At 68.6% G+C, this 24422-nt stretch carries 38 protein-coding genes (1 of these 38 cut by a window edge); 33 read left to right on the plus strand and 5 right to left on the minus strand.

Going from position 1 to position 24422, the window contains the following annotated elements; all coding sequences use genetic code 11:
• The 5 genes from ACFXDE_RS20135 to rfbA all read right to left on the minus strand — a co-directional run.
• A protein-coding gene (locus ACFXDE_RS20135) for an acyltransferase family protein (RefSeq protein ID WP_380496040.1) crosses the window boundary here: on the minus strand, positions 1-200 show its 5' end (the start). It extends 1306 nt beyond the left edge of the window; the window shows 200 of its 1506 coding nt (coding positions 1-200); its start codon is at positions 198-200; the stop codon falls past the left edge of the window.
• The gene (locus ACFXDE_RS20140) at positions 83-1039 is read right to left on the minus strand and encodes an NAD-dependent epimerase/dehydratase family protein (protein WP_380435899.1); all 957 of its coding nucleotides are present in this window, start codon (positions 1037-1039) and stop codon (positions 83-85) included. The genes ACFXDE_RS20135 and ACFXDE_RS20140 overlap by 118 nt, the downstream gene beginning before the upstream one ends.
• A 26-nt stretch (positions 1040-1065) precedes the next feature.
• Complete coding sequence (locus tag ACFXDE_RS20145) at positions 1066-1968, minus strand: glycosyltransferase family 2 protein (RefSeq protein ID WP_380496042.1); 903 nt, start codon at positions 1966-1968, stop codon at positions 1066-1068.
• 152 nt (positions 1969-2120) lie between these two features.
• On the minus strand, positions 2121-2720 hold the full coding sequence (gene rfbC / locus ACFXDE_RS20150) for a dTDP-4-dehydrorhamnose 3,5-epimerase (RefSeq protein ID WP_380496044.1): 600 nt from the start codon (positions 2718-2720) through the stop codon (positions 2121-2123).
• Positions 2717-3592: a glucose-1-phosphate thymidylyltransferase RfbA gene (gene rfbA, locus ACFXDE_RS20155; protein WP_359962247.1), complete on the minus strand. Its 876-nt coding sequence runs from the start codon at positions 3590-3592 to the stop codon at positions 2717-2719. The genes rfbC and rfbA overlap by 4 nt, the downstream gene beginning before the upstream one ends.
• A gap of 93 nt (positions 3593-3685) precedes the next feature.
• Between rfbA and rfbB the strand changes: the two genes are divergently transcribed.
• The 33 genes from rfbB (at position 3686) to rpsM (ending at position 24355) form a co-directional block, all read left to right on the plus strand.
• Positions 3686-4660, plus strand: coding sequence for a dTDP-glucose 4,6-dehydratase (rfbB, locus tag ACFXDE_RS20160; protein ID WP_380435905.1), 975 nt, complete (start codon positions 3686-3688; stop codon positions 4658-4660).
• Complete coding sequence (locus tag ACFXDE_RS20165; protein WP_380435907.1) at positions 4657-5973, plus strand: hypothetical protein; 1317 nt, start codon at positions 4657-4659, stop codon at positions 5971-5973. The genes rfbB and ACFXDE_RS20165 overlap by 4 nt, the downstream gene beginning before the upstream one ends.
• A gap of 111 nt (positions 5974-6084) precedes the next feature.
• Complete coding sequence (locus ACFXDE_RS20170) at positions 6085-6486, plus strand: DUF2304 domain-containing protein (RefSeq protein ID WP_359962256.1); 402 nt, start codon at positions 6085-6087, stop codon at positions 6484-6486.
• Entirely contained in the window at positions 6483-7262 is a 780-nt protein-coding gene (locus ACFXDE_RS20175) for a glycosyltransferase family 2 protein (RefSeq protein ID WP_329927667.1), read from the plus strand. The genes ACFXDE_RS20170 and ACFXDE_RS20175 overlap by 4 nt, the downstream gene beginning before the upstream one ends.
• A 210-nt stretch (positions 7263-7472) precedes the next feature.
• Positions 7473-9284: a hypothetical protein gene (locus ACFXDE_RS20180; protein WP_380496048.1), complete on the plus strand. Its 1812-nt coding sequence runs from the start codon at positions 7473-7475 to the stop codon at positions 9282-9284.
• A 391-nt stretch (positions 9285-9675) separates the two neighbouring features.
• Entirely contained in the window at positions 9676-9984 is a 309-nt protein-coding gene (gene rpsJ / locus ACFXDE_RS20185) for a 30S ribosomal protein S10 (RefSeq protein ID WP_012785157.1), read from the plus strand.
• Between the two features lie 14 nt (positions 9985-9998).
• Positions 9999-10646, plus strand: coding sequence for a 50S ribosomal protein L3 (rplC, locus tag ACFXDE_RS20190; RefSeq protein ID WP_380435912.1), 648 nt, complete (start codon positions 9999-10001; stop codon positions 10644-10646).
• Positions 10647-10650: 4 nt separating this feature from the next.
• A complete protein-coding gene (gene rplD, locus ACFXDE_RS20195) occupies positions 10651-11328 on the plus strand; it encodes a 50S ribosomal protein L4 (RefSeq protein WP_380435914.1) in 678 nt (225 codons plus the stop codon).
• A complete protein-coding gene (gene rplW / locus ACFXDE_RS20200; protein WP_063348967.1) occupies positions 11328-11648 on the plus strand; it encodes a 50S ribosomal protein L23 in 321 nt (106 codons plus the stop codon). Before rplD ends, rplW begins: the two co-directional genes overlap by 1 nt.
• A 43-nt stretch (positions 11649-11691) precedes the next feature.
• A complete protein-coding gene (gene rplB / locus ACFXDE_RS20205; protein WP_063348968.1) occupies positions 11692-12528 on the plus strand; it encodes a 50S ribosomal protein L2 in 837 nt (278 codons plus the stop codon).
• Between the two features lie 11 nt (positions 12529-12539).
• Entirely contained in the window at positions 12540-12821 is a 282-nt protein-coding gene (gene rpsS, locus ACFXDE_RS20210; RefSeq protein WP_030055821.1) for a 30S ribosomal protein S19, read from the plus strand.
• A gap of 50 nt (positions 12822-12871) precedes the next feature.
• Entirely contained in the window at positions 12872-13219 is a 348-nt protein-coding gene (gene rplV / locus ACFXDE_RS20215) for a 50S ribosomal protein L22 (RefSeq protein ID WP_030055822.1), read from the plus strand.
• Positions 13219-14043: a 30S ribosomal protein S3 gene (gene rpsC, locus ACFXDE_RS20220; protein WP_188301636.1), complete on the plus strand. Its 825-nt coding sequence runs from the start codon at positions 13219-13221 to the stop codon at positions 14041-14043. Before rplV ends, rpsC begins: the two co-directional genes overlap by 1 nt.
• 5 nt (positions 14044-14048) lie before the next feature.
• Positions 14049-14468 (plus strand): 50S ribosomal protein L16, encoded by a 420-nt coding sequence (gene rplP / locus ACFXDE_RS20225; protein ID WP_030055824.1) that lies wholly within the window; start codon positions 14049-14051, stop codon positions 14466-14468.
• Positions 14468-14692, plus strand: coding sequence for a 50S ribosomal protein L29 (gene rpmC, locus ACFXDE_RS20230; protein ID WP_063348970.1), 225 nt, complete (start codon positions 14468-14470; stop codon positions 14690-14692). The genes rplP and rpmC overlap by 1 nt, the downstream gene beginning before the upstream one ends.
• On the plus strand, positions 14692-14964 hold the full coding sequence (gene rpsQ, locus ACFXDE_RS20235) for a 30S ribosomal protein S17 (protein WP_030055826.1): 273 nt from the start codon (positions 14692-14694) through the stop codon (positions 14962-14964). The genes rpmC and rpsQ overlap by 1 nt, the downstream gene beginning before the upstream one ends.
• Before the next feature lie 102 nt (positions 14965-15066).
• The gene (gene rplN, locus ACFXDE_RS20240; RefSeq protein ID WP_030055827.1) at positions 15067-15438 is read left to right on the plus strand and encodes a 50S ribosomal protein L14; all 372 of its coding nucleotides are present in this window, start codon (positions 15067-15069) and stop codon (positions 15436-15438) included.
• A gap of 15 nt (positions 15439-15453) precedes the next feature.
• A complete protein-coding gene (gene rplX, locus ACFXDE_RS20245) occupies positions 15454-15765 on the plus strand; it encodes a 50S ribosomal protein L24 (protein WP_030055828.1) in 312 nt (103 codons plus the stop codon).
• Positions 15765-16334, plus strand: coding sequence for a 50S ribosomal protein L5 (rplE, locus tag ACFXDE_RS20250; protein ID WP_030393302.1), 570 nt, complete (start codon positions 15765-15767; stop codon positions 16332-16334). Before rplX ends, rplE begins: the two co-directional genes overlap by 1 nt.
• A 4-nt stretch (positions 16335-16338) precedes the next feature.
• On the plus strand, positions 16339-16524 hold the full coding sequence (locus ACFXDE_RS20255; RefSeq protein ID WP_030055830.1) for a type Z 30S ribosomal protein S14: 186 nt from the start codon (positions 16339-16341) through the stop codon (positions 16522-16524).
• Positions 16525-16792: 268 nt separating this feature from the next.
• A complete protein-coding gene (gene rpsH, locus ACFXDE_RS20260; protein WP_030280781.1) occupies positions 16793-17200 on the plus strand; it encodes a 30S ribosomal protein S8 in 408 nt (135 codons plus the stop codon).
• A gap of 22 nt (positions 17201-17222) precedes the next feature.
• A complete protein-coding gene (gene rplF / locus ACFXDE_RS20265) occupies positions 17223-17762 on the plus strand; it encodes a 50S ribosomal protein L6 (RefSeq protein ID WP_380435917.1) in 540 nt (179 codons plus the stop codon).
• A gap of 3 nt (positions 17763-17765) precedes the next feature.
• Entirely contained in the window at positions 17766-18149 is a 384-nt protein-coding gene (gene rplR / locus ACFXDE_RS20270) for a 50S ribosomal protein L18 (RefSeq protein ID WP_030280785.1), read from the plus strand.
• A gap of 48 nt (positions 18150-18197) precedes the next feature.
• Positions 18198-18821: a 30S ribosomal protein S5 gene (rpsE, locus tag ACFXDE_RS20275; RefSeq protein ID WP_030055834.1), complete on the plus strand. Its 624-nt coding sequence runs from the start codon at positions 18198-18200 to the stop codon at positions 18819-18821.
• A complete protein-coding gene (gene rpmD, locus ACFXDE_RS20280) occupies positions 18821-19003 on the plus strand; it encodes a 50S ribosomal protein L30 (protein WP_030055835.1) in 183 nt (60 codons plus the stop codon). The genes rpsE and rpmD overlap by 1 nt, the downstream gene beginning before the upstream one ends.
• Positions 19004-19005: 2 nt before the next feature.
• On the plus strand, positions 19006-19458 hold the full coding sequence (gene rplO, locus ACFXDE_RS20285) for a 50S ribosomal protein L15 (RefSeq protein WP_380435919.1): 453 nt from the start codon (positions 19006-19008) through the stop codon (positions 19456-19458).
• Positions 19459-19779: 321 nt separating this feature from the next.
• The gene (secY, locus tag ACFXDE_RS20290) at positions 19780-21090 is read left to right on the plus strand and encodes a preprotein translocase subunit SecY (RefSeq protein WP_380435921.1); all 1311 of its coding nucleotides are present in this window, start codon (positions 19780-19782) and stop codon (positions 21088-21090) included.
• Positions 21090-21743 carry an adenylate kinase gene (locus ACFXDE_RS20295; protein ID WP_380435923.1) on the plus strand — a complete coding sequence of 218 codons (654 nt, stop codon included), beginning with the start codon at positions 21090-21092 and terminating at the stop codon, positions 21741-21743. The genes secY and ACFXDE_RS20295 overlap by 1 nt, the downstream gene beginning before the upstream one ends.
• Positions 21744-21852: 109 nt before the next feature.
• Positions 21853-22692 (plus strand): type I methionyl aminopeptidase, encoded by an 840-nt coding sequence (gene map, locus ACFXDE_RS20300; protein ID WP_380496090.1) that lies wholly within the window; start codon positions 21853-21855, stop codon positions 22690-22692.
• A gap of 128 nt (positions 22693-22820) precedes the next feature.
• Positions 22821-23246 carry a large conductance mechanosensitive channel protein MscL gene (mscL, locus tag ACFXDE_RS20305; protein ID WP_380496052.1) on the plus strand — a complete coding sequence of 142 codons (426 nt, stop codon included), beginning with the start codon at positions 22821-22823 and terminating at the stop codon, positions 23244-23246.
• 179 nt (positions 23247-23425) lie between these two features.
• Positions 23426-23647 carry a translation initiation factor IF-1 gene (infA, locus tag ACFXDE_RS20310; RefSeq protein ID WP_003956442.1) on the plus strand — a complete coding sequence of 74 codons (222 nt, stop codon included), beginning with the start codon at positions 23426-23428 and terminating at the stop codon, positions 23645-23647.
• Between the two features lie 32 nt (positions 23648-23679).
• Positions 23680-23793, plus strand: a complete 114-nt coding sequence (rpmJ, locus tag ACFXDE_RS20315) for a 50S ribosomal protein L36 (protein WP_003956441.1) — start codon at positions 23680-23682, stop codon at positions 23791-23793.
• A 181-nt stretch (positions 23794-23974) separates the two neighbouring features.
• Entirely contained in the window at positions 23975-24355 is a 381-nt protein-coding gene (gene rpsM / locus ACFXDE_RS20320) for a 30S ribosomal protein S13 (protein ID WP_097237495.1), read from the plus strand.
• Positions 24356-24422: the final 67 nt, after the last annotated feature.

A 24422-nucleotide genomic window follows, 5' to 3' on the forward strand; every position in this document is an offset into this window, starting at 1 on the left:
GGGGGGGGGGGGGGGGGGGGGGGGGGGGGGGGGGGGGCGCCGGCCGCGGTGCGCGGGGCGCCGCGGGACGACGGGTCGGCCGTTATGCGACCGGCGCGGTGCTCTGGGCGGTCCACAGCTCGCGGACGGCCTCGCGCAGGGTGCGGCGGGGGGTCCAGCCGAGGCTGTCGCGGGCGACGGTGACGTCGAGCTGCTGCCACTCGGTCTCCGGGCCGGTGCCGTCGGGGGCCGGGACCTCGGTGATCTCGGTGGGCACGCCGCTCTCCTCGATCAGGAGCTCGACCAGGTGGCGGGCGGTGGAGGCGGAGCCGGTGCCGACGTTGACGACCGGCGGGGCCGAGCGGTCGGCGGCGGCCAGCAGGACGGCGTCGAGGGTGTCGGTGAGGTCGACGAAGTCGCGCAGGGCGGTGAGCGGCTGCAGCGAGAGCTGCGCGGTCTCGCCGGCCGCGCGGGCGGCGTCGAGCTTGGCGGCCATGACGCCGAGCAGGCTGTGGCCGGGCTGGCCGGCGCCGACGACGTTGCCGAGCCGCAGCACGACGCCGGAGATCCGGCCGGCCTCGACGGCGCGCACGACGGCCTCGGTGGCGGCGAGCTTGAGCTTGCCGTACTCCATGACCGGGGCGGCCGGGTCGCTCTCGCGCTGGCTGGTGCCGACCGGGGCCATGCCGTACTCGTGGACGGTGCCGAGGTGGACCAGGCGGGCGGGGGAGGCCATGGCGGCGACGGCCTCGATCAGCCGCTCGGTGAGGACGACGTTGGCCTGGTACATCTGCTCGTCGTTCAGGCCCCACATGCCGCCGGCCGCGTTGACGACGGTGTCGATCCGCTCGCGGTCGAGCAGTGCGGTGAGCTCGGCGGGGTCGCCGTTGGAGAGGTCGAAGGCGACGAACCGGCCGGGCGCCGGCTCGGCCGGGGCCTTGCGGGCGAGGCTGAGGACCTCGGCGCCCTGCGCCAGGAGGCGGGCGCCGAGCACCCGGCCGATGAAGCCGGTGCCACCGAGGACGGCCACCCGGGCCGGTGCCGTGTGCGGAGCGGTCATTGCGGGGACTCCAGGGGGTTCGTGGGTCAGCGGGGACGGCGGGCCGTGCTGGTGGCGTTGCGCAGCAGGGCCTTCGCACCGTCCCACTGGCCGGCGCGCATCGCGCCCGGGACCAGGGTGAGGGCGTGGATGCGGGCGGACAGGTGGATCCGGGCGGCGCGCGCCGCCCGCGGCCAGCCCTGCGCGTCGAGGCGGTCGGCGGCGTCGAGGAAGTAGCGCCGGGCCTCGGTGAAGCGGGTGCCGCTGAACGCGGACGAGGAGGAGATGCTGACGGCGTGCCGGCGGTACTGGAAGGCGCGGACGTCGTCGATGACCATCTGCTCGCCGGCCTGGAGGAGGTCGATGACCAGGGCGAGGTCCTGGATGATCTCCAGGTTGTCGCGGAAGCCGGTGGTCCGCACGGCCTCGGTGCGCCAGCAGATGGACGGGAAGTAGAGCCAGTTGCCCTTGAGCAGGCTGACGGCGAGCTCCTCGCCGTCCATCAGGACGCGGCCCTGCGCCTTGGGCGCGTAGATGCGGCGCTTGGACTCGTCGGCGAGCGAGGTGCTCGGCCGGCCGTCGCCGCCGATGACCTGGACGCCGGGCTGGATCATCGCGACGCCGGGGTGCTGGGCGAGGATCGAGCGGATCGTGGCCACGTAGTTGGGCAGCATCACGTCGTCGGTGCCCATGAACATCATGTGCTCGTGCTCGGCCATGCCCAGGCACTTGCGGTAGTTGCCGGTGACGCCGAGGTTCTGCTCGTTGCGGAAGTACCGCACCCGCGGGTCGCCGAGCTCCGCGAACCACTCCGGGACCCCGGGCTCCTTGCCGTCGTCCACGACGGTCAGCCGCCAGTCCGGGTCGGTCTGGGCCAGGACGCTGCGGACCGCCTCCTGCATCAGTGCGACGTCGCCGTAGTACGGAAGCAGGATTTCCAGAGTGGTCATGGTGGAGGCACATCCGGTGGTCGGGTTCGGGGCCTGCGGGCGGGAGCACGACCCCGCGGCGGGCCCATCATACTGAGCCCCGCGCGGCCCCCCGCCGACGGCGATGCCCGGACCGGGGCCGCTGCGGGCGGCCGGTCCGGGCACCGGTCGGTTCAGTTGGTGCGCAGGCCCTCGGTGTACGCCAGGCACTGCCGGTAGTCCGGCAGCAGGCCGCTCGCGATCGCCTCGGCGAGCGTGGGCGCGGCCGCGTCGCGGGCCGACAGCTGGGGGGCGTCGGCGGGCCACTCGATGCCGAGGTCAGGGTCGAGCGGGTGCACCGCGTGCTCGCCGGTCGGGTTGTACGTCTCGGAGCAGACGTACGACAGGGTGGCGTCGTCGGTCAGCGCGCAGAAGCCGTGGCCGACGCCCTCGGGGATGTAGACGGACTTGCGCTCGGTGTCGTCGAGGCGGACGAACTCCCACTTCCCGAAGGCGGGGGAGCCCACCCGCAGGTCGACGACCACGTCCAGGACGGCGCCGCGCACGCAGCTGACGTACTTGGCCTGGCCGGGCGGGACGTCGGCGAAGTGGATGCCGCGCACGACGTCCTTGGCCGACACCGACAGGTTGCCCTGGGCGAGCCGCAGCGGGTGGCCGACGACCTCCTCCAGGCGGTCGAAGCGGTACCACTCCATGAACAGGCCGCGCGGGTCGCCGTGCTGCTGCGGGGTGACCTCGAAGGCGCCGGGGATGGACAGTTCGCGGAACTTCACTTGGCCGCCTCCTCGTCGAGCAGAGCGACCAGGTAGTCGCCGTAGCCGCTCTTGCGCAGCGGCTCGGCCAGCTCGCGCAGCTGCTCGGCGTCGATCAGGCCGGCCCGCCAGGCGGCCTCCTCGATGCAGCCGATCTTGAAGCCCTGGCGCTCCTCGATGACCCGGACGAACTCCGAGGCCTGGACCATCGAGACGAACGTGCCGGTGTCCAGCCAGGCGGTGCCGCGGTCGAGGACGGTGACGTGAAGTTCGCCGAGCTTGAGGTACTCCTCGTTGACGGCGGTGATCTCCAGCTCGCCGCGGGCGCTCGGGGTCAGGCCGCGGGAGATCTCCACGACGCGGTTGTCGTAGAAGTAGAGGCCGGGCACGGCGTAGCGGGACTTCGGGGCGTCCGGCTTCTCCTCGATGGAGATGACCTGGCCGTTGTCGTCGAACTCGACGACGCCGTAGGCGGTCGGGTCGGCGACCGGGTAGGCGAAGACCATGCCGCCCTTGGGGTCGGTGCGCTGGGCGAGCCGGGTGCCGAGGCCGCTGCCGTGGAAGATGTTGTCGCCCAGGATCAGCGCGACCGGCTCGTCGCCGATGAAGTCGGCGCCGAGGACGAAGGCCTGGGCGATGCCCTCGGGCTTCTCCTGGACGGCGTACTCCAGCTTCAGGCCGAACTGGGAGCCGTCGCCGAGCAGGCGCTGGAACTGCTCCTGGTCCTGGGGGGTGGTAATGATCAGGATCTCGCTGATCCCCGCCATGACCAGGGTCGACAGCGGGTAGTAGATCATCGGCTTGTCGAAGACCGGGAGGAGCTGCTTCGAGACAGCCCGGGTCAGCGGCCAGAGTCGGGAGCCGGTGCCGCCGGCCAAGAGGATTCCACGCATGCCGAGCAGCTTATGTGAGGTCCGGGGGCGCTCCGGAAGCCCCCGTCGGCCCGGGGTCCGGGGTTCGATTCACCCCGGTAGACTGCCCGCACTATGCGCATCCTCGTCACCGGCGGCGCCGGCTTCATCGGTTCAGAGTTCGTCCGCCAGCTGCTCGGCGCCGACGCAACGGATCAGATCACCGTCTTCGACAAGCTCACCTACTCGGGCGTCGAGGCCAACCTGGCCCCGGTCGCCGACCACAGCGGCTACGCCTTCGTGCGCGGCGACATCTGCGACGCCGACGCCGTCGACCAGGTGATGCCCGGACACGACGTGGTCGTGCACTTCGCGGCCGAGTCGCACGTCGACCGCTCGATCGAGGGCGCCGGCCCGTTCGTGGTGACCAACGTCCTCGGCACCCAGGTGCTGCTGGACGCGGCCCGCAAGCACGGCGTCGCCCGCTTCGTCCACGTCTCCACCGACGAGGTGTACGGCTCGATCTCCGAGGGCTCGTGGACCGAGGAGTGGCCGCTCGCCCCGAACTCCCCGTACTCCGCCTCCAAGGCCGGTTCCGACCTGCTGGCGCTCGCCTACCACCGCACCCACGGCATGGACGTGGTGGTCACCCGCTGCTCCAACAACTACGGGCACTACCAGTTCCCGGAGAAGGTCATCCCGCTGTTCACCACGAACCTGCTGGACGGCAAGAAGGTGCCGCTGTACGGCACCGGCGGCAACATCCGCGACTGGCTGCACGTCTCCGACCACTGCCGCGGCATCGAGCTCGCCATGCGCAAGGGCCGCGCCGGCGAGGTCTACAACATCGGCGGCGGCACCGAGCTGACCAACAAGGAGCTCACCGAGCTGCTGCTCCAGGCCGCGGGCGCCGACTGGTCGTCCGTGGAGCCGGTCGCCGACCGCAAGGGCCACGACCTGCGCTACTCGCTGGACATCACCAAGATCAGCGAGGAGCTCGGCTACGCCCCGCAGGTCCGCTTCGAGGACGGCCTCGCGGCCACCATCGCCTGGTACCGCGAGAACCGCGCCTGGTGGGAGCCGCTGAAGGCCAAGGCCGCGCTGCGATGACGAACCCGGTGGCCAGGCTGCTGGGGGCGCTGCCCCCCGGCGTGCGGCTCGTCGCGGGGGGCACCGTCGTGCTCGGTGCCTCCTCGTACATCTTCCTGGCGCTCGCCGGGCACGGCCTGGACACCACGCAGGTGGCCGGCGTCTCCATGCTGTGGACGCTGGTCATGTCGGTCGGGTACGGCCTGTTCTCGCCGGTCGAGCTGGAGCTGAACCGGCTGGTGGCCGCCCGCGACGTGGCCGGCCACGGCCCCGGCCCGGCCATCCGCCGGGTGCTGCTGGCCACCGCCGCCGTGCTGGCCGTCGTGCTGGCCGGCGTCGCGGTGGCGGCCCGCCCGATCGCGGACCGCTTCTTCTCCGGCGACATCGGCCTGGTGGCCGGCATGGGCGGCGCCCTGGTCGGCCTGGCCGTCAGCTCGGTGGCCCGCGGCGCGCTGGCCGGCCTCGGCCGGTTCGGCTCCTACGGCCTCCAGCTGGGCGTCGACGGCGGTCTGCGGATCGGCCTGGCCGCGCTGATCCCGCTGTTCGGCGTGCACTCGGCGTTCGCGTTCAGCCTGATCCTCGTCGTGGCCCCGCTCGCCGCCTCGGTGATCGGGATGCGCTCGGTGCTCGCCGACCGGCGCGGCGGCCCGGCCCCGGCCTGGCGCGACGTCGTCACCGGGCTCGGCCTGCTGACCGGCTCGACGCTGCTCGCGCAGCTCATGGTCAACGCCGCGGTGGTGAGCGTGGGCGTGCTCTCGCCCTCCTCCAAGGCGCTGATCGCCGCGCTGCTCAACGCGGTGGTGCTGGCCCGGGTGCCGCTCTTCGCGTACGCGGCCATCCAGGCCTCGCTGGTCTCCTCGCTGTCCGGCGCCGCGGCGGCCGGCAACCACGGGGAGTTCCGCAAGGTCCTGCTGCGCACCGGCGGCATCGTCGCCCTGATGTGCACCGCGGCCGGCGTGCCGACGGTGATCCTCGGCCCGTGGGCGATCCGGCTGTTCTTCAAGGCGCAGGACGTGCTCGGCTCGGCCGACTTCCTGTGGCTGTCGCTCGGCACGCTCTGCTACATGCTCGCGACCGTCTTCGGCCAGGCGCTGCTCTCGCTCGGCCGCCACCAGCGGCAGCTGCTGTCCTGGCTGGCCGGCACGGTGGTGCTCGTCGCCGTCACCGCGGTGCCGGGGGCGATCGCGACCCGCGTCGAACTGGCCTACCTGGCTGGTGCCGCGGTGAGCGCTGCTGCCATGCTGTGGGCGCTCGCGCGGTCCCTGACGGCTCCGGCCGCGACCGCCGTGGAACCGGGTGCAACCATGGCGGCGCGTCAGTCGTCAGAAGTCTGACACCATCTGCGCGGGCCCCGTACAACCGGCGGCGGCAGTCCGTTCCGCCGCGCCTTTTAAACTGTCATTACTCTGGCCACGCCACACAGCCGCTGAAAGGCGCTCCCCGTCGTGCATCTCACCGTCATCACTTCGATCACCGGCGTGCTGGTGCTCGTCTACATCCTGGAGCTGCTGCGCCGACAGCAGCTCCGGGAGAAGTACGCGGCGATCTGGCTCGCGATCGGCGTCGTCGTCGCGCCGCTCGGGTTCTTCCCGACGATCCTGGACTCCACCGCCCGCCGGCTCGGCATCGCCTCCGGCGTCAGCCTGGTCCTGTTCGCGGGCTTCATCCTGGTGCTGATGGTCTCGCTGCACCTGAGCTGGGAGGCCTCCCGGCTGGAGGCCGAGACCCGCACGCTGGCCGAGGACGTCGCGATGATGCGCGCGTACCTGGCCGAGCACCACGACTACCCGATCGCGCGCAGCAACAACGACGCCGCCAAGGCGAACGACCCCGGGGTGACGGCATGATCGACGGCAAGCGGGTACTGATCATCCTCCCGGCCTGGAACGAGGCCGAGGGGCTGCCCAAGATCCTGCGGGAGATCCAGCAGAAGCTGCCCGGCGTCGACACCCTGGTCGTCGACGACGGCTCGGTGGACGACACCGCGGCCGTCGCCGCCGCGCACGGCTCCAAGGTCGCCCAGCTGCCCTACAACCTGGGCGTCGGCGGCGCGATGCGCTTCGGCTACCGCTACGCGCACCTGCACGACTACGACATCGCGCTGCAGTGCGACGCCGACGGCCAGCACGACCCGTCGTACGTGCCGACGCTGATCGCCAAGCTGGACGAGGCGGACCTGGTCATCGGGGCCCGCTTCGCCGGCGAGGGCTCGTACAAGGTGCGCGGCCCGCGCTCCTGGGCGATGAAGCTGCTCTCCGTGGTGCTGTCCCGGGTCGCCCGCACGCGGCTCACCGACACCACCTCGGGCTTCAAGGCCTGCAACAAGCCGATGATCGAGTTCTTCTCCCAGTGGTACCCGGTCGAGTACCTGGGCGACACGATCGAGAGCATGGTCGGCGCCGCCCGCTGCGGCTTCGTGATCCGGCAGGTGCCGGTCGCGATGCGCGAGCGGACCACCGGCACGCCCAGCGCCTCCCCGATCAAGGCGACGATCTACCTCGCCCGGGCCGGCCTGGTCCTGCTGCTGGCGATGATCCGCCGGATGCCCAAGCACCTCAAGCTGATCCAGCCGGCCACCAAGAAGGCCGCGGCACCGCGCCGCGAACTGGCCGGCCGTAGCTGATCACGGCGCGTGACCGCCGGGCCCGTACCCCGTGACCGAACGGGTGGGGCCCGGCATCGGCTTGCTAGCGTGTCGGGCGTGGACGTCCCGTCGGCTTTCCGGGGACGTTCCGTGGCGACCGGGTGCCCCCGGCCGGCGCCCGCCGACCCCGCTCGCCCGGCGAGCCGGCCCGACCTGCGGCAGAGTGCCGCTTCACGGAAGCGAATTGACATGACGGATTTGGCACCGGACGTCGTCGGCGCCCCCTCCAGCACGCCCGGCGGCGCCAGAGGCGCGTCGTCCGGAGAGACGACGACGGCCCGGGCGGGCGGCCGCTTCGAGCGCTGGACCGAGAAGCGCTGGTTCCTCCCGCTGGGGGAGGGCGTGGTCAGCGTCGTCGTCGCCCTCGGGTTCATGCTGCTGTGCACGCACATCAGCGTCAATCCCGTCACCCGGATCGGCCAGGTCAGCGGCCTCGCCAAGATCCAGCAGTACGCGGCGCTGCTCGGCATCCCCGTCCTCGCGGTGCTGCTGTTCCTCGCCTACCGCGGCACGCTGCGCTACTACCAGGTCGCGCAGCGCCTGGCGTGCGCGGCCGTCGCGGGCCTCGGCACCGGTGTCGTCGCCGGCGGCATCGTGGTCGCGCTGCACGGCACCCCGTGGGGCCTGGGCGGCCAGGAGGGCGACCCCGGCAACCTCATGGGCATGGCCAACGACATGATGCGCGGCAAGGGCCTGCCGGGGGTCTACCCCCCGCTGTTCCCCGCCTTGCTCGCGGTCTGGGCCAAGCTCTTCCACCACGGCGTCGCCGGCGTGGGCCACGCGCTCAAGGACCTGCAGCTGATCCTCAGCGCGCTGGTCGGGCCGATGGCCTACCTCTCGTGGCGGATGCTGCTGCGCCCGTTCTGGGCGATGGCCGTCGCCGTGCCGACCTCGATCGTCTTCCTCGACCCGATCCGCCCGTACAGCCACGGCTCGATGCTGGTGCTGCTGCCGCTGCTGGCGGCCTGCTTCCGTGAGATCCGCCGCGCCGACGAGCTCTCGGTCCGTTCCGCGGTGCTGCGCGGCCTCGGCTTCGGCGCCGCGTTCGGCGTGATGTTCCTCTGGTACTCGGGCTGGTACCTGTGGGCCGCGCCCGGCTCGTTCATCCTCGGCCTGATGCTGTTCCCGTGGCGGCGGGGCCGGGTCGCGATCAAGCGCGCGCTCGTGTTCCTCGCCACCCTGCTGGTCACCGCCGCCGTGATCGGCGCGCCGCTGCTGTACCAGCTGGTCCGCCTGGGCGCCACGACGATGGACCGCTACGCGTACATCAACACCTACATCGACCCGGCGTACGTCATGGGCTGGGCCTCCGACCGCGCCGGAGACCTGACCTACCACGACTACCCGGCATCGGGCGAGCTGGCCGGCCAGACCGGTTTCGGCGTCCTGCTGCTCCTGGGCGTGGGCATCGGCGTGGGCCTCGGCCTGCGCAACGTCGTGGTCCGCACCGCGGGCTTCGTGCTCGCCGGCGCCTGGCTGCTGCGCTTCTGGTTCGCCTCCCACATGGAGCACACCCAGGCCGTCCAGCTGTACCCGCGCACCACCTGGATCATCTTCTACTGCCTGATCATCCTGGCCGTCCTCGGTGTGATGCTCACGTACGAGCGCGTCTTCGGCTGGATCCGCGGCACGCTGGAGGAGGTCGCCCCGGCCCGGGCCGCCCGGATCTCGCCGCGCGTGCTGTCCCAGCTGGCCGCCGGCCTGATCTGCGCGATCGCCCTGTTCGCCACCATGGGCGGCTCGTGGTCGGCCAACCGCTTCATGCCGTCCACCAACCCGGGCGTCGAGGACATGGGCCTGGACGCGCTGCGTGCCCACCTGCAGCAGCTGGACAACGGGAAGTGCCCCAAGTACTCGCCGTACAACGGGAAGCAGGCCTGCAACCCGATCAACATGAACCTGTCCGAGTACACCTTCGGGCCGGATCAGAAGAAGCTCTACTGCGCCAACGCGACCTCGAAGGAGTACGACGTCGTGTGCGGCCGCCCGCCGAAGGACTGACCCCCAACGGGTGACGATCGGGGCCGGTGAGGTACACCTCACCGGCCCCGATTGGCATCCGGGCTGCTCCATGTGGCAGTATGTCCAAGTTGCTCGGTTGAGTGCCGATGCTGCGCGCCTCCCGCCGGGAGGACCGGAAGCGAGTCCCAGGTACTCGTCGTTCCCGTGATGGCCGTCAAGCGTGAGTTCTACGCCACGGCAGCTGCGGGGCGAAAGTACGGGAATCTTCCGGGAAGCGTGAGCGGGGTCTCGGCCCGGCTCCCCCACCCCGAAATCTTGAAACCGACGAGTTCTTCGCCGGTTTTTTGCAAGCGCGAGTGCGACACGCCCGAGCGCGGGGGTCGGAGAGGGAGTCGTGCGGCAACTAAGGACAAAGGACTACTGAGTAGCCATGGCGGGACAGAAGATCCGCATCCGGCTCAAGGCCTACGACCACGAGGTCATCGACTCCTCGGCGAAGAAGATCGTCGAGACGGTGATTCGTACTGGTGCGCAGGTCGCGGGCCCGGTGCCGCTGCCCACTGAGAAGAACGTGTACTGCGTCATCCGCTCGCCGCACAAGTACAAGGACTCGCGCGAGCACTTCGAGATGCGCACTCACAAGCGTCTGATCGACATCCTCGACCCCACGCCGAAGACGGTTGACTCGCTCATGCGTCTCGACCTGCCGGCGGGCGTCGACATCGAGATCAAGCTCTGAGAGGCGCACCGAAGATGGCTAAGCAGATTAAGGGCATCCTGGGCGAGAAGCTCGGCATGACCCAGGTCTGGGACGAGAACAACCGGATCGTTCCGGTGACCGTCGTCAAGGCTGGGCCCAATGTCGTGACCCAGGTCCACACCGCCGACAGCCCGGCCGGCTACGACGCCGTCCAGATCGGCTTCGGCGAGATCGACCCGCGCAAGGTGAACAAGCCCCTCGCGGGTCACTTCGCCAAGGCCGGTGTCACCCCCCGCCGCCACCTGGTCGAGCTCCGTACCGCGGACGCCTCCGAGTACACCCTCGGCCAGGAGATCACCGCGGAGCTGTTCGAGGCGGGTGTCAAGGTCGACGTGACCGGCACCTCCAAGGGCAAGGGCTTCGCCGGTGTCATGAAGCGCCACAACTTCCGGGGCCTCGGCGCCGGTCACGGTGTGCAGCGCAAGCACCGCTCGCCCGGCTCGATCGGTGGCTGCGCCACCCCGGGTCGCGTGTTCAAGGGCGTGAGGATGGCCGGCCGGATGGGCCACGAGCGTGTGACCACCCAGAACCTGACCATCCATGCCGTTGACGCGGAGAAGGGGCTGCTCCTGATCAAGGGCGCAATCCCGGGCCCGAACGGCGGCCTCGTCCTCGTCCGCACCGCGGCGAAGGGGCTGTGAGGATATGAGCACCATTGACATCCTGTCGCCCTCGGGCGACAAGACCGGCAGCCTCGAGCTGCCGGCCGAGATCTTCGACGCGAAGGTCAGCGTTCCGCTGATGCACCAGGTCGTCGTGGCGCAGCTCGCTGCGGCCCGTCAGGGCACCCACAAGACCAAGACTCGTGCCGAGGTCCGCGGTGGCGGCAAGAAGCCGTACCGCCAGAAGGGCACCGGCCGCGCCCGTCAGGGCTCGACCCGCGCCCCGCAGTTCGCCGGCGGTGGCGTCGTGCACGGTCCCGTGCCGCGCGACTACTCGCAGCGGACCCCGAAGAAGATGATCGCCGCCGCCCTGCGCGGTGCGCTCACCGACCGGGCCCGCCACAACCGCATCCACGTCGTCACCGACGTGGTCGCGACCGAGGCGCCGTCGACCAAGGCCGCCAAGGGTCTGTTCGGCAAGATCACCGAGCGCAAGAACATCCTCCTCGTCGTCGAGCGTGCCGACGAGCTGGGTCTGAAGAGCGCCCGGAACCTGCCGCACGTGCACATCCTGGACGCCGGTCAGCTGAACACCTACGACGTGCTCGTCTCCGACGACGTGGTCTTCACCCAGGCCGCCTTCGAGCGTTTCGTGGCGGGTCCCGCCGCGTCCGCCAAGGCCGTGGCTGCTGAGGGCGAGCTCGAAGGGAGCGCCGCCTGATGGCTGCAGAGATCACGAGCAAGACGTTCACGGACCCCCGTGACGTCCTGGTGAAGCCGGTCATCTCGGAGAAGAGCTACTCGCTCCTCGACGAGAACAAGTACACGTTCGTCGTGTCGCCCGGTGCCAACAAGACCCAGATCAAGCAGGCCGTCGAGGCGGTCTTCTCGGTCAAGGTCGAGTCCGTCAACACGCTCAACCGTCAGGGCAAGCGCAAGCGCTCCAAGACGGGCTTTGGCAAGCGCAAGGACACCAAGCGCGCCATCGTGACGCTGGCTGAGGGCAACCGCATCGACATCTTCGGTGGTCCGGTCTCCTAACGGAGATCGTGATCGTCGATAAGGACGAGGACGAGAGAGCCAAATGGGCATCCGCAAGTACAAGCCGACTACGCCGGGCCGTCGTGGCTCCAGCGTGGCCGACTTCGTAGAGATCACGCGGTCCACGCCGGAGAAGTCGCTGGTTCGCCCCCTGCACAGCAAGGGCGGCCGTAACAACGCCGGTCGGATCACCGTTCGCCACCAGGGTGGCGGTCACAAGCGCGCCTACCGCGTGATCGACTTCCGTCGTCACGACAAGGACGGCGTGCCGGCCAAGGTCGCGCACATCGAGTACGACCCGAACCGCACCGCGCGCATCGCGCTCCTGCACTACGCGGACGGCGAGAAGCGCTACATCATCGCGCCGCGCGGCATCGCGCAGGGTGACCGGATCGAGAACGGCGCTGGCGCCGACATCAAGCCGGGCAACAACCTGCCGCTTCGCAACATCCCGGTCGGTACCACCATCCACGCGGTGGAGCTGCGTCCCGGTGGCGGTGCCAAGATGGCCCGCTCCGCCGGTGCCGGCATCCAGCTGCTCGCGCGTGAGGGCAAGATGGCGCACCTGCGCATGCCCTCCGGCGAGATCCGCCTGGTCGACGCGCGCTGCCGCGCCACCGTCGGCGAGGTCGGCAACGCCGAGCAGTCGAACATCAACTGGGGCAAGGCCGGCCGTATGCGCTGGAAGGGCGTCCGCCCGACCGTGCGTGGTGTCGCCATGAACCCGATCGACCACCCGCACGGTGGTGGTGAGGGTAAGACCTCTGGTGGCCGCCACCCGGTCTCGCCGTGGGGCCAGAAGGAGGGTCGCACTCGTAGCCCGAAGAAGGCTTCGAACGCCCTCATCGTGCGCCGCCGCAAGACCAACAAGAAGCGCTAGGAGCAGGTCAGATGCCGCGCAGTCTCAAGAAGGGCCCCTTCATCGACGGCCACCTTCTCAAGAAGGTGGACGCGCAGAACGAGGCGGGTACCCAGAACGTCATCAAGACCTGGTCCCGTCGCTCCGTGATCTTCCCGGCCATGCTCGGCCACACGATCGCGGTGCACGATGGCCGTAAGCACGTCCCGGTGTTCGTCACCGAGTCGATGGTCGGCCACAAGCTCGGCGAGTTCGCGCCGACGCGTACCTTCCGCGGTCACGTCAAGGACGACCGCAAGTCGAAGCGTCGCTAGTCGCCAGCGAGATTACCGACTCAATGACTTACACCAGCAAGGGGACAACCATGGAAGCCAGGGCCCAGGCGCGGTACATCCGCGTCACGCCCATGAAGGCCCGCCGCGTGGTGGACCTCATCCGTGGCCTGCCGGCCACGGAGGCCCAGGCCGTCCTGCGTTTCGCTCCGCAGGCCGCCACCGTGCCCGTCGGCAAGGTGCTCGACAGCGCCATTGCCAACGCCGCGCACAACTACAACCACTCCAACGTGGACGACCTCGTCATCAGCGAGGCGTACGTTGACGAGGGCCCGACCCTGAAGCGGTTCCGTCCGCGTGCGCAGGGTCGTGCCTACCGGATCCGCAAGCGGACCAGCCACATCACCGTGGTCGTCAGCAGCAAGGAAGGGACCCGGTAATGGGCCAGAAGGTTAACCCGCACGGGTTCCGCCTCGGCATCAGCACGGACTTCAAGTCCCGCTGGTACGCCGACAAGCTGTACAAGGACTACGTCAAGGAAGACGTCGCCATTCGTCGCATGATGACGAAGGGCATGGAGCGCGCCGGCATCTCCAAGGTCGAGATCGAGCGCACCCGCGACCGCGTCCGCGTTGACATCCACACCGCTCGCCCCGGCATCGTCATCGGCCGCCGTGGCACCGAGGCCGACCGCATCCGCGGCGACCTCGAGAAGCTGACCGGCAAGCAGGTCCAGCTGAACATCCTTGAGGTCAAGAACCCCGAGCTGGACGCCCAGCTCGTGGCTCAGGGCGTCGCGGAGCAGCTGTCCTCCCGCGTCTCCTTCCGCCGTGCCATGCGCAAGTCGATGCAGGGCACCATGAAGTCCGGCGCCAAGGGCATCAAGGTCCAGTGCTCCGGTCGTCTCGGCGGCGCCGAGATGAGCCGTTCGGAGTTCTACCGCGAGGGCCGTGTGCCGCTGCACACCCTGCGCGCGAACGTCGACTACGGCTTCTTCGAGGCCAAGACGACCTTCGGCCGCATCGGTGTGAAGGTCTGGATCTACAAGGGCGACGTCAAGAACATCGCCGAGGTCCGCGCTGAGAACGCCGCTGCCCGCTCGGGCAACCGCCCGGCCCGTCCCGAGGGTGGTCGTCCCGCCCGCGGTGGCGAGCGCCGTGGTGGCGAGCGCGGTGGCCGTGGCCGTCGCCCCGCCGCTGCCGAGGCCCCCGCGGCCGCGGCCGCCGAGGCTCCGGCTGCCGAGAACACCGGAACGGAGGCCTGACCGTCATGCTGATCCCCCGTCGGGTCAAGCACCGCAAGCAGCACCACCCCAAGCGCCGCGGCGCTGCCAAGGGTGGCACCGAGCTCGCGTTCGGCGAGTACGGCATCCAGGCCGTCACCCCGGCCTACGTGACGAACCGGCAGATCGAGTCCGCTCGTATCGCCGTCACCCGTCACATCAAGCGTGGCGGCAAGGTCTGGATCAACATCTACCCGGACCGTCCGCTCACCAAGAAGCCGGCCGAGACCCGCATGGGTTCCGGTAAGGGTTCGCCCGAGTGGTGGATCGCGAACGTGCACCCGGGTCGGGTCATGTTCGAGCTGTCGTACCCCAACGAGAAGGTGGCTCGTGAGGCGCTGACCCGCGCTGCTCACAAGCTCCCGATGAAGTGCCGGATCATCCGGCGCGAGGCAGGTGAGAGCTGATGTCGGCCGGCACCAAGGCTGCTGACCTCCGCGAGCTGGACAACGAGGGTCTCGTTGCCAAGCTCCGTGAGGCCAAGGAGGAGCTGTTCAACCTCCGCTTCCAGGCGGCGACCGGGCAGCTCGACAACCACGGACGGCTCAAGCTCGTCCGTAAGGACATCGCGCGGATCTACACCCTGATGCGCGAGCGCGAGCTGGGCATCGAGACGGTGGAGAACGCCTGATGACTGAGAACACCAACGAGACGCGCGGTTTCCGCAAGACCCGTGAGGGTCTCGTCGTCAGCGACAAGATGGACAAGACCGTCGTCGTCGCCGTCGAGGACCGCGTCAAGCACGCTCTGTACGGCAAGGTCATCCGCCGTACGAACAAGCTGAAGGCGCACGACGAGGCGAACGCCTGCGGCATCGGCGACCGGGTCCTCCTCGCGGAGACCCGCCCGCTGTCCGCGACGAAGCGCTGGCGCGTCGTCGAGATCCTCGAGAAGGCCAAGTAACGAAGTTGATGCGGTACGGCCGTATGTGCACCAGGCCCCGTGCGGGCGCTGGTGTGAGCAGCGGCCGGCCCGTCAGCTCTCGTTGACGATCAGGAGAAAGCTGTGATCCAGCAGGAGTCGCGACTGCGAGTCGCCGACAACACGGGCGCGAAGGAAATCCTTTGCATCCGCGTTCTCGGTGGTTCCGGTCGCCGCTACGCCGGCATCGGGGACGTCATCGTCGCGACCGTCAAGGACGCGATCCCCGGCGGTTCGGTGAAGAAGGGTGACGTCGTCAAGTGCGTCGTCGTCCGTACCGTGAAGTCGCGCCGTCGTCCCGACGGTTCGTACATCCGGTTCGACGAGAACGCCGCCGTCGTCCTCAAGAACACCGAGGGTGACCCCCGTGGCACCCGCATCTTCGGCCCGGTGGGCCGCGAGCTGCGCGACAAGAAGTTCATGAAGATCATCTCGCTTGCGCCGGAGGTGCTCTAACCCATGGCGAACAGCATGAAGATCAAGAAGGGTGACCTGGTTCAGGTCATCACCGGCAAGGACCGCGGCAAGCAGGGCAAGGTCATCCAGGCCATGCCCGCCGAGAACAAGGTCCTGGTCGAGGGTGTGAACCGGGTCAAGAAGCACACCAAGCCGGGCCCGGGCACTCAGGGTGGCATCGTCACCGTCGAGGCCCCGGTGCACGTCTCCAACGTCCAGCTGGTCGTGGAGAAGGACGGCAAGAAGGTCGTCACCCGCGTTGGCTACCGCTTCGATGACGAGGGCAACAAGATCCGCGTTGCCAAGCGAACCGGTGAGGACATCTGATGTCTGAGACGACTGTTGAGAAGGTGACCCCCCGTCTCAAGGAGCGTTACAACTCCGAGATCAAGGGTCAGCTGCAGGAGCAGTTCTCGTACGAGAACGTCATGCTGACGCCCGGCCTGGTCAAGGTCGTCGTCAACATGGGTGTCGGCGAGGCCGCCCGTGACAGCAAGCTGATCGAGGGCGCGATCCGCGACCTGACCGCGATCACCGGTCAGAAGCCGGCCGTGACCAAGGCCCGTAAGTCCATCGCGCAGTTCAAGCTGCGCGAGGGCCAGCCGATCGGCACCCACGTCACCCTCCGCGGTGACCGCATGTGGGAGTTCCTGGACCGTCTGGTGTCGCTGGCCCTGCCGCGTATCCGTGACTTCCGTGGCCTCTCCCCGAAGCAGTTCGACGGCCGTGGCAACTACACGTTCGGTCTGACCGAGCAGGTCATGTTCCACGAGATCGACCAGGACAAGGTCGACCGTCAGCGCGGTATGGACATCACCGTCGTGACCACCGCTCAGACCGACGACGAGGGCCGGGCGCTCCTGCGCGCTCTGGGCTTCCCGTTCAAGGAGGCGTGAGCCAATGGCGAAGAAGTCCCTCATCGCGAAGTCCGAGCGCAAGCCGAAGTTCGGCGTCCGGGCCTACACCCGGTGCCAGCGCTGCGGCCGTCCGCACTCGGTGTACCGCAAGTTCGGCCTCTGCCGTGTGTGCCTTCGTGAGATGGCCCACCGCGGCGAGCTGCCGGGCGTGACCAAGAGCTCCTGGTAGTCCAGAGCTTTAGGCACCGCTAGCGACGCAGAGGTGCCCGGCCCCACATCAGCCCGTTTTGGGCTCCCGTACGGATTCCCGTAAGGTTGTGGGGTCGGGCCCCCTGCCACGGCTTCCCCATGGATGCCCGTGGCCCTTCTCTGGGAGGGCTCGCACCCAGTCTTACGACGCCGCAGGTCCCCTGCGTCTGTGCCCCCGCCGCACTCCTCGGAGTGCGGCGGGGGGACCTGGCGCGGAGAAACCACGGCGAGAGAGGCCTGAGGCCATCATGACCATGACCGACCCCATCGCAGACATGCTCACTCGTCTGCGTAACGCGAACTCGGCGTACCACGACTCCGTGGCGATGCCGGCGAGCAAGATCAAGGCGCACGTCGCCCAGATCCTGCAGCAGGAGGGGTACATCTCCTCCTACAAGGTTGAGGAGCCGGCCGAGGGCGAGGTCGGCAAGAAGCTGACCATCGAGCTCAAGTTCGGTCCCAACCGTGAGCGCTCCATTGCCGGCATCAAGCGCATCAGCAAGCCGGGTCTGCGCGTTTACGCAAAGTCCACCAACCTGCCGAAGGTGCTCGGCGGCCTGGGCGTGGCGATCATCTCCACGTCCTCGGGTCTCCTCACCGACAAGCAGGCCGCCAAGAAGGGCGTAGGCGGAGAAGTTCTCGCCTACGTCTGGTAATTCGGGAAACGGAGGTACAGCAATGTCGCGCATTGGACGGCTGCCCATCCAGGTCCCCGCTGGCGTGGACGTCACCATCGATGGCCAGGCGATCTCGGTGAAGGGCCCCAAGGGTTCCCTCACTCACGTCGTCGCCGCGCCGATCGAGATCGGTAAGGGCGAGGACGGCACGCTGCTCGTCACCCGCCCCAACGACGAGCGTCTGTCGAAGGCCCTGCACGGTCTTTCCCGCACGCTGGTGGCGAACATGATCACCGGCGTGACCGCGGGCTACCGCAAGTCGCTGGAGATCAGCGGTGTCGGCTACCGAGTTCTGGCGAAGGGCTCCGACATGGAGTTCCAGCTGGGCTACAGCCACCCGATCCTGGTCGAGGCCCCCGAGGGCATCTCCTTCGTCGTCGAGTCGGCCACCAAGTTCCACGTGGACGGCATCGACAAGCAGAAGGTCGGCGAGGTCGCCGCGAAGATCCGCAAGCTGCGCAAGCCGGACCCGTACAAGGCCAAGGGTGTCAAGTACGCGGGCGAGGTCATCCGCCGCAAGGTCGGAAAGAGTGGTAAGTAAGCGATGAGTGTCTCTGTCAAGATCGGCAAGGGCAACGCCTACAAGAGCGCCGCTCGCAAGCGCCGCGCGATCCGCGTTCGCAAGCGCGTCGTCGGCACCGAGGTGCGTCCGCGCCTCGTCGTGACGCGTTCGAACCGTCACATGGTCGCCCAGGTCATCGACGACGCCAAGGGTCACACCCTGGCGTCGGCGTCCACCCTCGACGTGTCCATCAAGGGCGCCGAGGGCGACAAGACCGAGCTGGCCAAGAAGGTCGGGAGCCTGGTCGCCGAGCGCGCCAAGGCCGCCGGCATCGAGTCGGTCGTCTTCGACCGCGCGGGCAACCGGTACGCCGGCCGCATCGCCGCCCTGGCGGACGCGGCCCGCGAGGCCGGGCTCGACTTCTAAGCCGCTCGTCGACTCAGTCGACGGACGTAATCGAGAGAGGTAATTCCAATGGCTGGACCCCAGCGCCGCGGTAGCGGCGCCGGCGGTGGCACCGGCGGTGGCGAGCGGCGCGACCGTAAGCGTGACGACCGGGGCAACGCCCCCGCCGTCGAGAAGACCGCTTACGTCGAGCGCGTTGTCGCGATCAACCGTGTCGCCAAGGTTGTCAAGGGTGGTCGTCGCTTCTCCTTCACCGCGCTGGTCGTGGTGGGCGATGGTGACGGCACCGTGGGTGTTGGTTACGGGAAGGCGAAGGAGGTTCCGGCCGCCATCGCCAAGGGTGTTGAGGAGGCCAAGAAGAACTTCTTCAAGGTCCCCCGTATCCAGGGCACCATCCCGCACCCCATCCAGGGTGAGAAGGCCGCCGGCGTCGTGCTCCTGAAGCCCGCCGCCCCCGGTACCGGTGTTATCGCCGGTGGTCCGGTGCGCGCCGTCCTGGAGTGCGCCGGCATCCACGACATCCTGTCGAAGTCGCTCGGCTCGGACAACGCGATCAACATCGTGCACGCCACCGTGGCTGCTCTGAAGGGCCTCGTGCGCCCCGAGGAGATCGCCGCCCGTCGTGGCCTGCCGCTGGAGGACGTGGCCCCCGCCGCTCTGCTGCGGGCGCGTGCTGCTGGGGTGAGCGCCTGATGGCTCGCCTGAAGATCACGCAGACCAAGTCGTACATCGGCAGCAAGCAGAATCACCGTGACACCCTGCGTTCGCTTGGTCTCAAGCGCATGCACGACGTCGTGGTGAAGGAGGACCGTCCCGAGATCCGCGGGATGGCCCACACGGTCCGTCACCTGGTGACGGTTGAGGAGGTGGACTGATCATGGGCGACAACCCGATCAAGATCCACAACCTGCGTCCCGCCCCGGGTGCCAAGACCGACAAGATCCGCGTGGGTCGTGGTGAGGGCTCCAAGGGTAAGACCGCTGGTCGTGGCACCAAGGGCACCAAGGCCCGCTACCAGGTTCCGCAGCGCTTCGAGGGTGGCCAGATGCCGCTCCACATGCGCCTGCCGAAGCTGAAGGGCTTCAAGAACCCGTTCAAGATCACCTTCCAGGTCGTCAACCTCGACAAGCTGGCCGAGCTCTACCCGCAGGGTGGAGAGGTCACGGTCGAGGACCTGGTCGCCAAGGGCGCGGTTCGCAAGAACTCCCTCGTCAAGGTGCTCGGCACCGGCGAGATCTCGGTCGCGCTGCAGGTGACGGTCGACGCCGTCTCCGGCTCCGCCGCCGCGAAGATCACCGCCGCCGGCGGTACGGTCACCGAGCTCGTCTGAGCCCGCTGATCACAGCTCCGAACCCCGCACTTCCTCCGGGAAGTGCGGGGTTCGCGCTTTTCCGGTTCGGCCACGGACCGAAAACCGGCCGGAGTGGTCCTCGTTCTTTTGTGTGGCAAATCCGGGCATCCCGTACCCCGTGAGTGGGGGAGGGGCCGTACGCGCTTCTTCCGAGTGGCTGCGCACTGTTAGAGTCCGTGGAGTTCCCTTGTAGGCTGCGCGTAGGCTCGCCTGTGCCGTCTGTACGGGGGCCCGAACCGCAAACTCCCCATTCAGGACCGACCCTCCCGCCGACGACGTGCGGGAGGCGCAGGAGGCACCGTGCTCAGTGCGTTCGCGCGGGCGTTCCAGACGCCCGACCTGCGCAAGAAGCTGCTGTTCACGCTGGGCATCATGGTGCTGTTCCGGCTGGGCTCGCACATCCCGATTCCCGGCGTGAGTTTCACGGCCGTGAACGAGTGCGTGAAGGAGACCAAGAACAGCGGCCTCTTCGGGCTCGTCAACCTGTTCAGTGGTGGCGCGCTTCTTCAGCTCACGATCTTCGCGCTCGGCATCATGCCGTACATCACGGCCAGCATCATCCTCCAGCTCCTCACCGTCGTGATCCCGCGACTCGAGGCGCTGAAGAAGGAGGGCCAGGCCGGTACGGCGAAGATCACCCAGTACACCCGCTACCTGACCATCGCGCTCGCCGTGCTCCAGGGCACCGGCATCGTCGCGACGGCCTCCAGCGGTGCGCTGTTCTCCGGCTGCCCGCTGGCGAACCAGATCGTGCCGGACACCGGTGTGTTCCGGGTCGCCGTCATGGTGCTCACCATGACCGCCGGCACCACCGTCATCATGTGGCTGGGCGAGCTGATCACCGACCGCGGCATCGGCAACGGCATGTCGCTGCTGATCTTCACCTCGATCGCGGCGCAGTTCCCCTCCAACATGTGGGCGATCAAGCAGTCCGGCACCATCGGTGGCGGCTGGGTCGAGTTCCTCTCCGTGGTGGCCGTCGGCGTCATCGTTGTGATGCTGGTCATCTTCGTCGAGCAGGCCCAGCGCCGGATCCCGGTGCAGTACGCGAAGCGCATGATCGGCCGCCGCGCGTTCGGCGGCACCTCGACCTACATCCCGCTCAAGGTGAACCAGGCCGGTGTCATCCCGGTCATCTTCGCCTCGTCGCTGCTGTACATCCCCGCCCTGGTGGTCCAGCTGACCAACAGCCAGGCCGGCTGGGCGACCTGGATCCGGACGAACTTCGTCAAGGGTGACCACCCGATCTACATGGCCACCTACTTCCTGCTGATCGTCTTCTTCGCCTTCTTCTACGTCGCGATCTCCTTCAACCCCGAAGAAGTTGCCGACAATATGAAGAAGTATGGTGGCTTCATCCCGGGCATCCGGGCCGGCCGGCCGACGGCCGAGTACCTGAACTACGTGCTGACCCGGATCACGTGGCCGGGTTCGCTCTACCTGGGCCTGATCGCGTTGATCCCGATGATCGCCCTGGTCGCCTTCGGACAGCAGACCAACTTCCCGTTCGGCGGCACCAGCGTTCTCATCGTCGTCGGCGTCGGACTCGAAACTGTGAAGCAGATCGAGAGCCAGCTCCAGCAGCGCAATTACGAAGGGTTCCTCCGCTGATGCGTATCGTCCTCGTTGGTCCTCCCGGGGCCGGGAAGGGTACTCAGGCGCACCTGCTCGCCAAGACCCTGTCCATCCCCCACATCTCCACCGGAGACCTGTTCCGCGCCAACATCGGCCAGGGCACCCCGCTGGGGCTCGAGGCCAAGAGCTACATGGACGCGGGTCGCCTGGTGCCGGACGAGGTGACCATCGGGATGGCCAAGGACCGGATGCTGCAGGCGGACGCCGCGAACGGCTTCCTGCTCGACGGCTTCCCCCGCAACCTGGGCCAGGCGAAGGCGCTGGACGAGTTCCTCGTCGAGCAGGGCATCACGCTCGACGGCGTGCTGGACCTGGAGGTCCCCGAGGACGAGGTCGTCCGCCGGATCGCCGGCCGGCGCCTGTGCCGCAACGACGGCGGCCACGTGTTCCACGTGGACTACAACCCGCCGAAGGTCGCGGGCGTCTGCGACGAGTGCGGCGGCGAGCTGTACCAGCGCTCGGACGACACCGAGGAGAAGGTGCGCACGCGCCTGGAGGTCTACCACACGGAGACCGAGCCGATCATCGACTACTACGTCCAGCAGGGCCTGGTGGCGACGATCTCGGCGCTCGGCAAGGTGGACGAGGTGACGCAGCGCGCGATCGAGGCGCTGAAGCAGGACAGCTGAGTTTTTTAGCGACGTACGTACGGCCGCGCTCCCTATCCCGGGCAGCGCGGCCGTACGGCGTCGTACGGTGGTACGCAGTGGCAAACGGAACGTGGAAGGCGTGACCCTGATGGTGGAGATCAAGACCCCCGAGCAGATCGCGAAGATGCGAGCGGCCGGGCTGGTCGTCGCCGAAGCGCTGAAGGCCTGCCGTGAGGCGGTCGCCCCGGGGGTGACGACCCAGGAGCTGAACGACGTCGCGGACAAGGTGATCACCGACCACGGCGCCACCTCCAACTTCCGCGCGCACCACGGCGGCCTGTGGTTCCCGGGCGTGATCTGCGCCTCGGTGAACAACGAGGTCGTGCACGGCATCCCCGGCGACCGGGTGCTGCAGGAGGGCGACATCATCTCGATCGACTGCGGCGCCATCCTGGACGGCTGGCACGGCGACGCGGCGATCACCGTCGCCGTCGGCGAGGTCCGCCCCGAGGTCGAGATGCTGAGCCGGGTGACCGAGGGCTCGATGTGGGCCGGCATCGCCCAGATGAAGAAGAGTAACCGCCTGGTCGACGTCTCCAAGGCGATCGAGGGCTTCATCCGCCGCCAGCCGCTGCCGCCGAAGGGCAAGTGGGGCATCACCGAGGGCTACGGCGGTCACGGCATCGGCACCGCGATGCACATGGAGCCGCACGTCCTGAACTACGTCGAGCGCGGCCGCGGCAAGGGCCCGAAGCTGATCCCCGGCACCGTGCTGGCGATCGAGCCGATGGTCTCGCTGGGCACCCCGCACACCACCGTGCTGGAGGACGACTGGACGGTCGTCACCAACGACGGCACCTGGGCCTCGCACTGGGAGCACTCCGTCGCCGTCACCGAGCAGGGCCCGCTGGTCCTGACCGCCTTCGACGGCGGCAAGGCGGAGCTCGCGAAGCTCGGCGTCACGGCCGCGCCGGACCCGCTCGCGTAGTCGCCCGGCGGCCGACTGCCGCCGCCGACAAGGCACCGGAGCCCTGGAGGTTTGGACCTCCAGGGCTTTTGTCCTATTTTTATCGGCTGGCAGTGGCTACTTGTGGGCTCAGAGCGAGGAGAGAGCACGTGCTCAAGGGATTCCGCGACTTCATGATGCGCGGCAACGTCGTCGACATGGCGGTCGGTGTCGTCATCGGCGCCGCGTTCACCGGGGTGGTGACCGGCTTCGTGTCCGCGTTCCTCACCCCGCTGGTCGGCGTGGTCGTCGGCGCGGCCGGCGACTTCGGCTCGTACAAGGCGACGGTCGCCAACGTGACCTTCCCGTACGGGCAGTTCCTCAACGTGGTGATCGCGTTCGTGATGACCGCCGCGGTGCTCTACTTCTGCGTCGTCCTGCCGGTGGGCAAGGCCACCGCCCGGTACCTGCCGAAGAAGCCGGCCACCCCGAAGCGTCCGTGCCCCGAGTGCCTGACCGACATACCCGAGGCGGCCCGCCGCTGCTCGGCGTGCACCGCGCACGTCGAGCCGCTGGCGGTGTCCGCCGGGGTGTGACGCGGCCGTCCCGCGGGAGCCTCGTTTTGGCCCATCGGACGCGCTGGCGTAGGATGGACCGTCGGCTCACTCGTAGCGTGCTTCAGCGCGCCCTCTTCCCCTCGGGGACGGGGTGAACCCAGGTTCGCACGAGCGTTCCGCATACGGTAGCCGGTCCCGGAAGGTGGATCTCGCAGTTCATGGCTAAGAAGCAAGGCGCCATTGAGATCGAGGGCACCGTGATCGAGTCTCTGCCGAACGCGATGTTCAAGGTCGAGCTGCAGAACGGTCACAAGGTCCTCGCGCACATCAGTGGCAAGATGCGCATGCACTACATCCGCATCCTGCCGGACGACCGGGTCGTCGTGGAGCTCAGCCCCTACGACCTCACGCGCGGCCGGATCGTCTACCGCTACAAGTAAGAACGTCAGATCTAGACCCGGAGAACCTGAACATGAAGGTCAAGCCGAGCGTCAAGAAGATCTGCGACAAGTGCAAGGTGATCCGCCGCCACGGCCGGGTCATGGTGATCTGCGACAACCTGCGCCACAAGCAGCGCCAGGGCTGATCTCTCCCCAGCATTTCTCGTAGTACTTCGCGCGACGCGAAAAACGTCATAAGCGGGCTACCCGATCCGTCTACGGGACACCGGACGGACTGCCGCCCCCGGTCAGAGGCCGGGGCTCCCTCATCGTGAGATGTCGGAGTAGGTAGCACGCAAGACCTCTGAAGAAACACAGGAGCCTTGAATGGCACGCCTCGCCGGCGTTGATCTCCCCCGTGAGAAGCGGATCGAGATCGCCCTTACCTACGTGTACGGCATCGGCCGTACCCGCGCCCAGCAGACCCTGGCCGAGACCGGTGTCAACCCGGATGTCCGCGTTCGCGACATCTCCGAGGAAGACCTCGTCAAGCTGAGCCAGTACATCGACGCCAACTACACGGTCGAGGGTGACCTCCGCCGTGAGGTGGCCGCCGACATCCGCCGCAAGGTCGAGATCGGCTGCTACGAGGGTCTGCGTCACCGCCGTGGCCTGCCGGTCCGCGGCCAGCGCACCCACACCAACGCGCGTACCCGCAAGGGCCCGCGTCGCGCGATCGCCGGCAAGAAGAAGCCGGGCAAGAAGTAGTCCGTCCCGTAACCGGACATCCCTCCGGCCCGCGGGTCAGCGGACCGACCACCTCAGTAGGAGAACA

Origin of the sequence: Kitasatospora sp. NPDC059408 (assembly GCF_042751525.1) — a bacterium.
Classification (GTDB): domain Bacteria; phylum Actinomycetota; class Actinomycetes; order Streptomycetales; family Streptomycetaceae; genus Kitasatospora.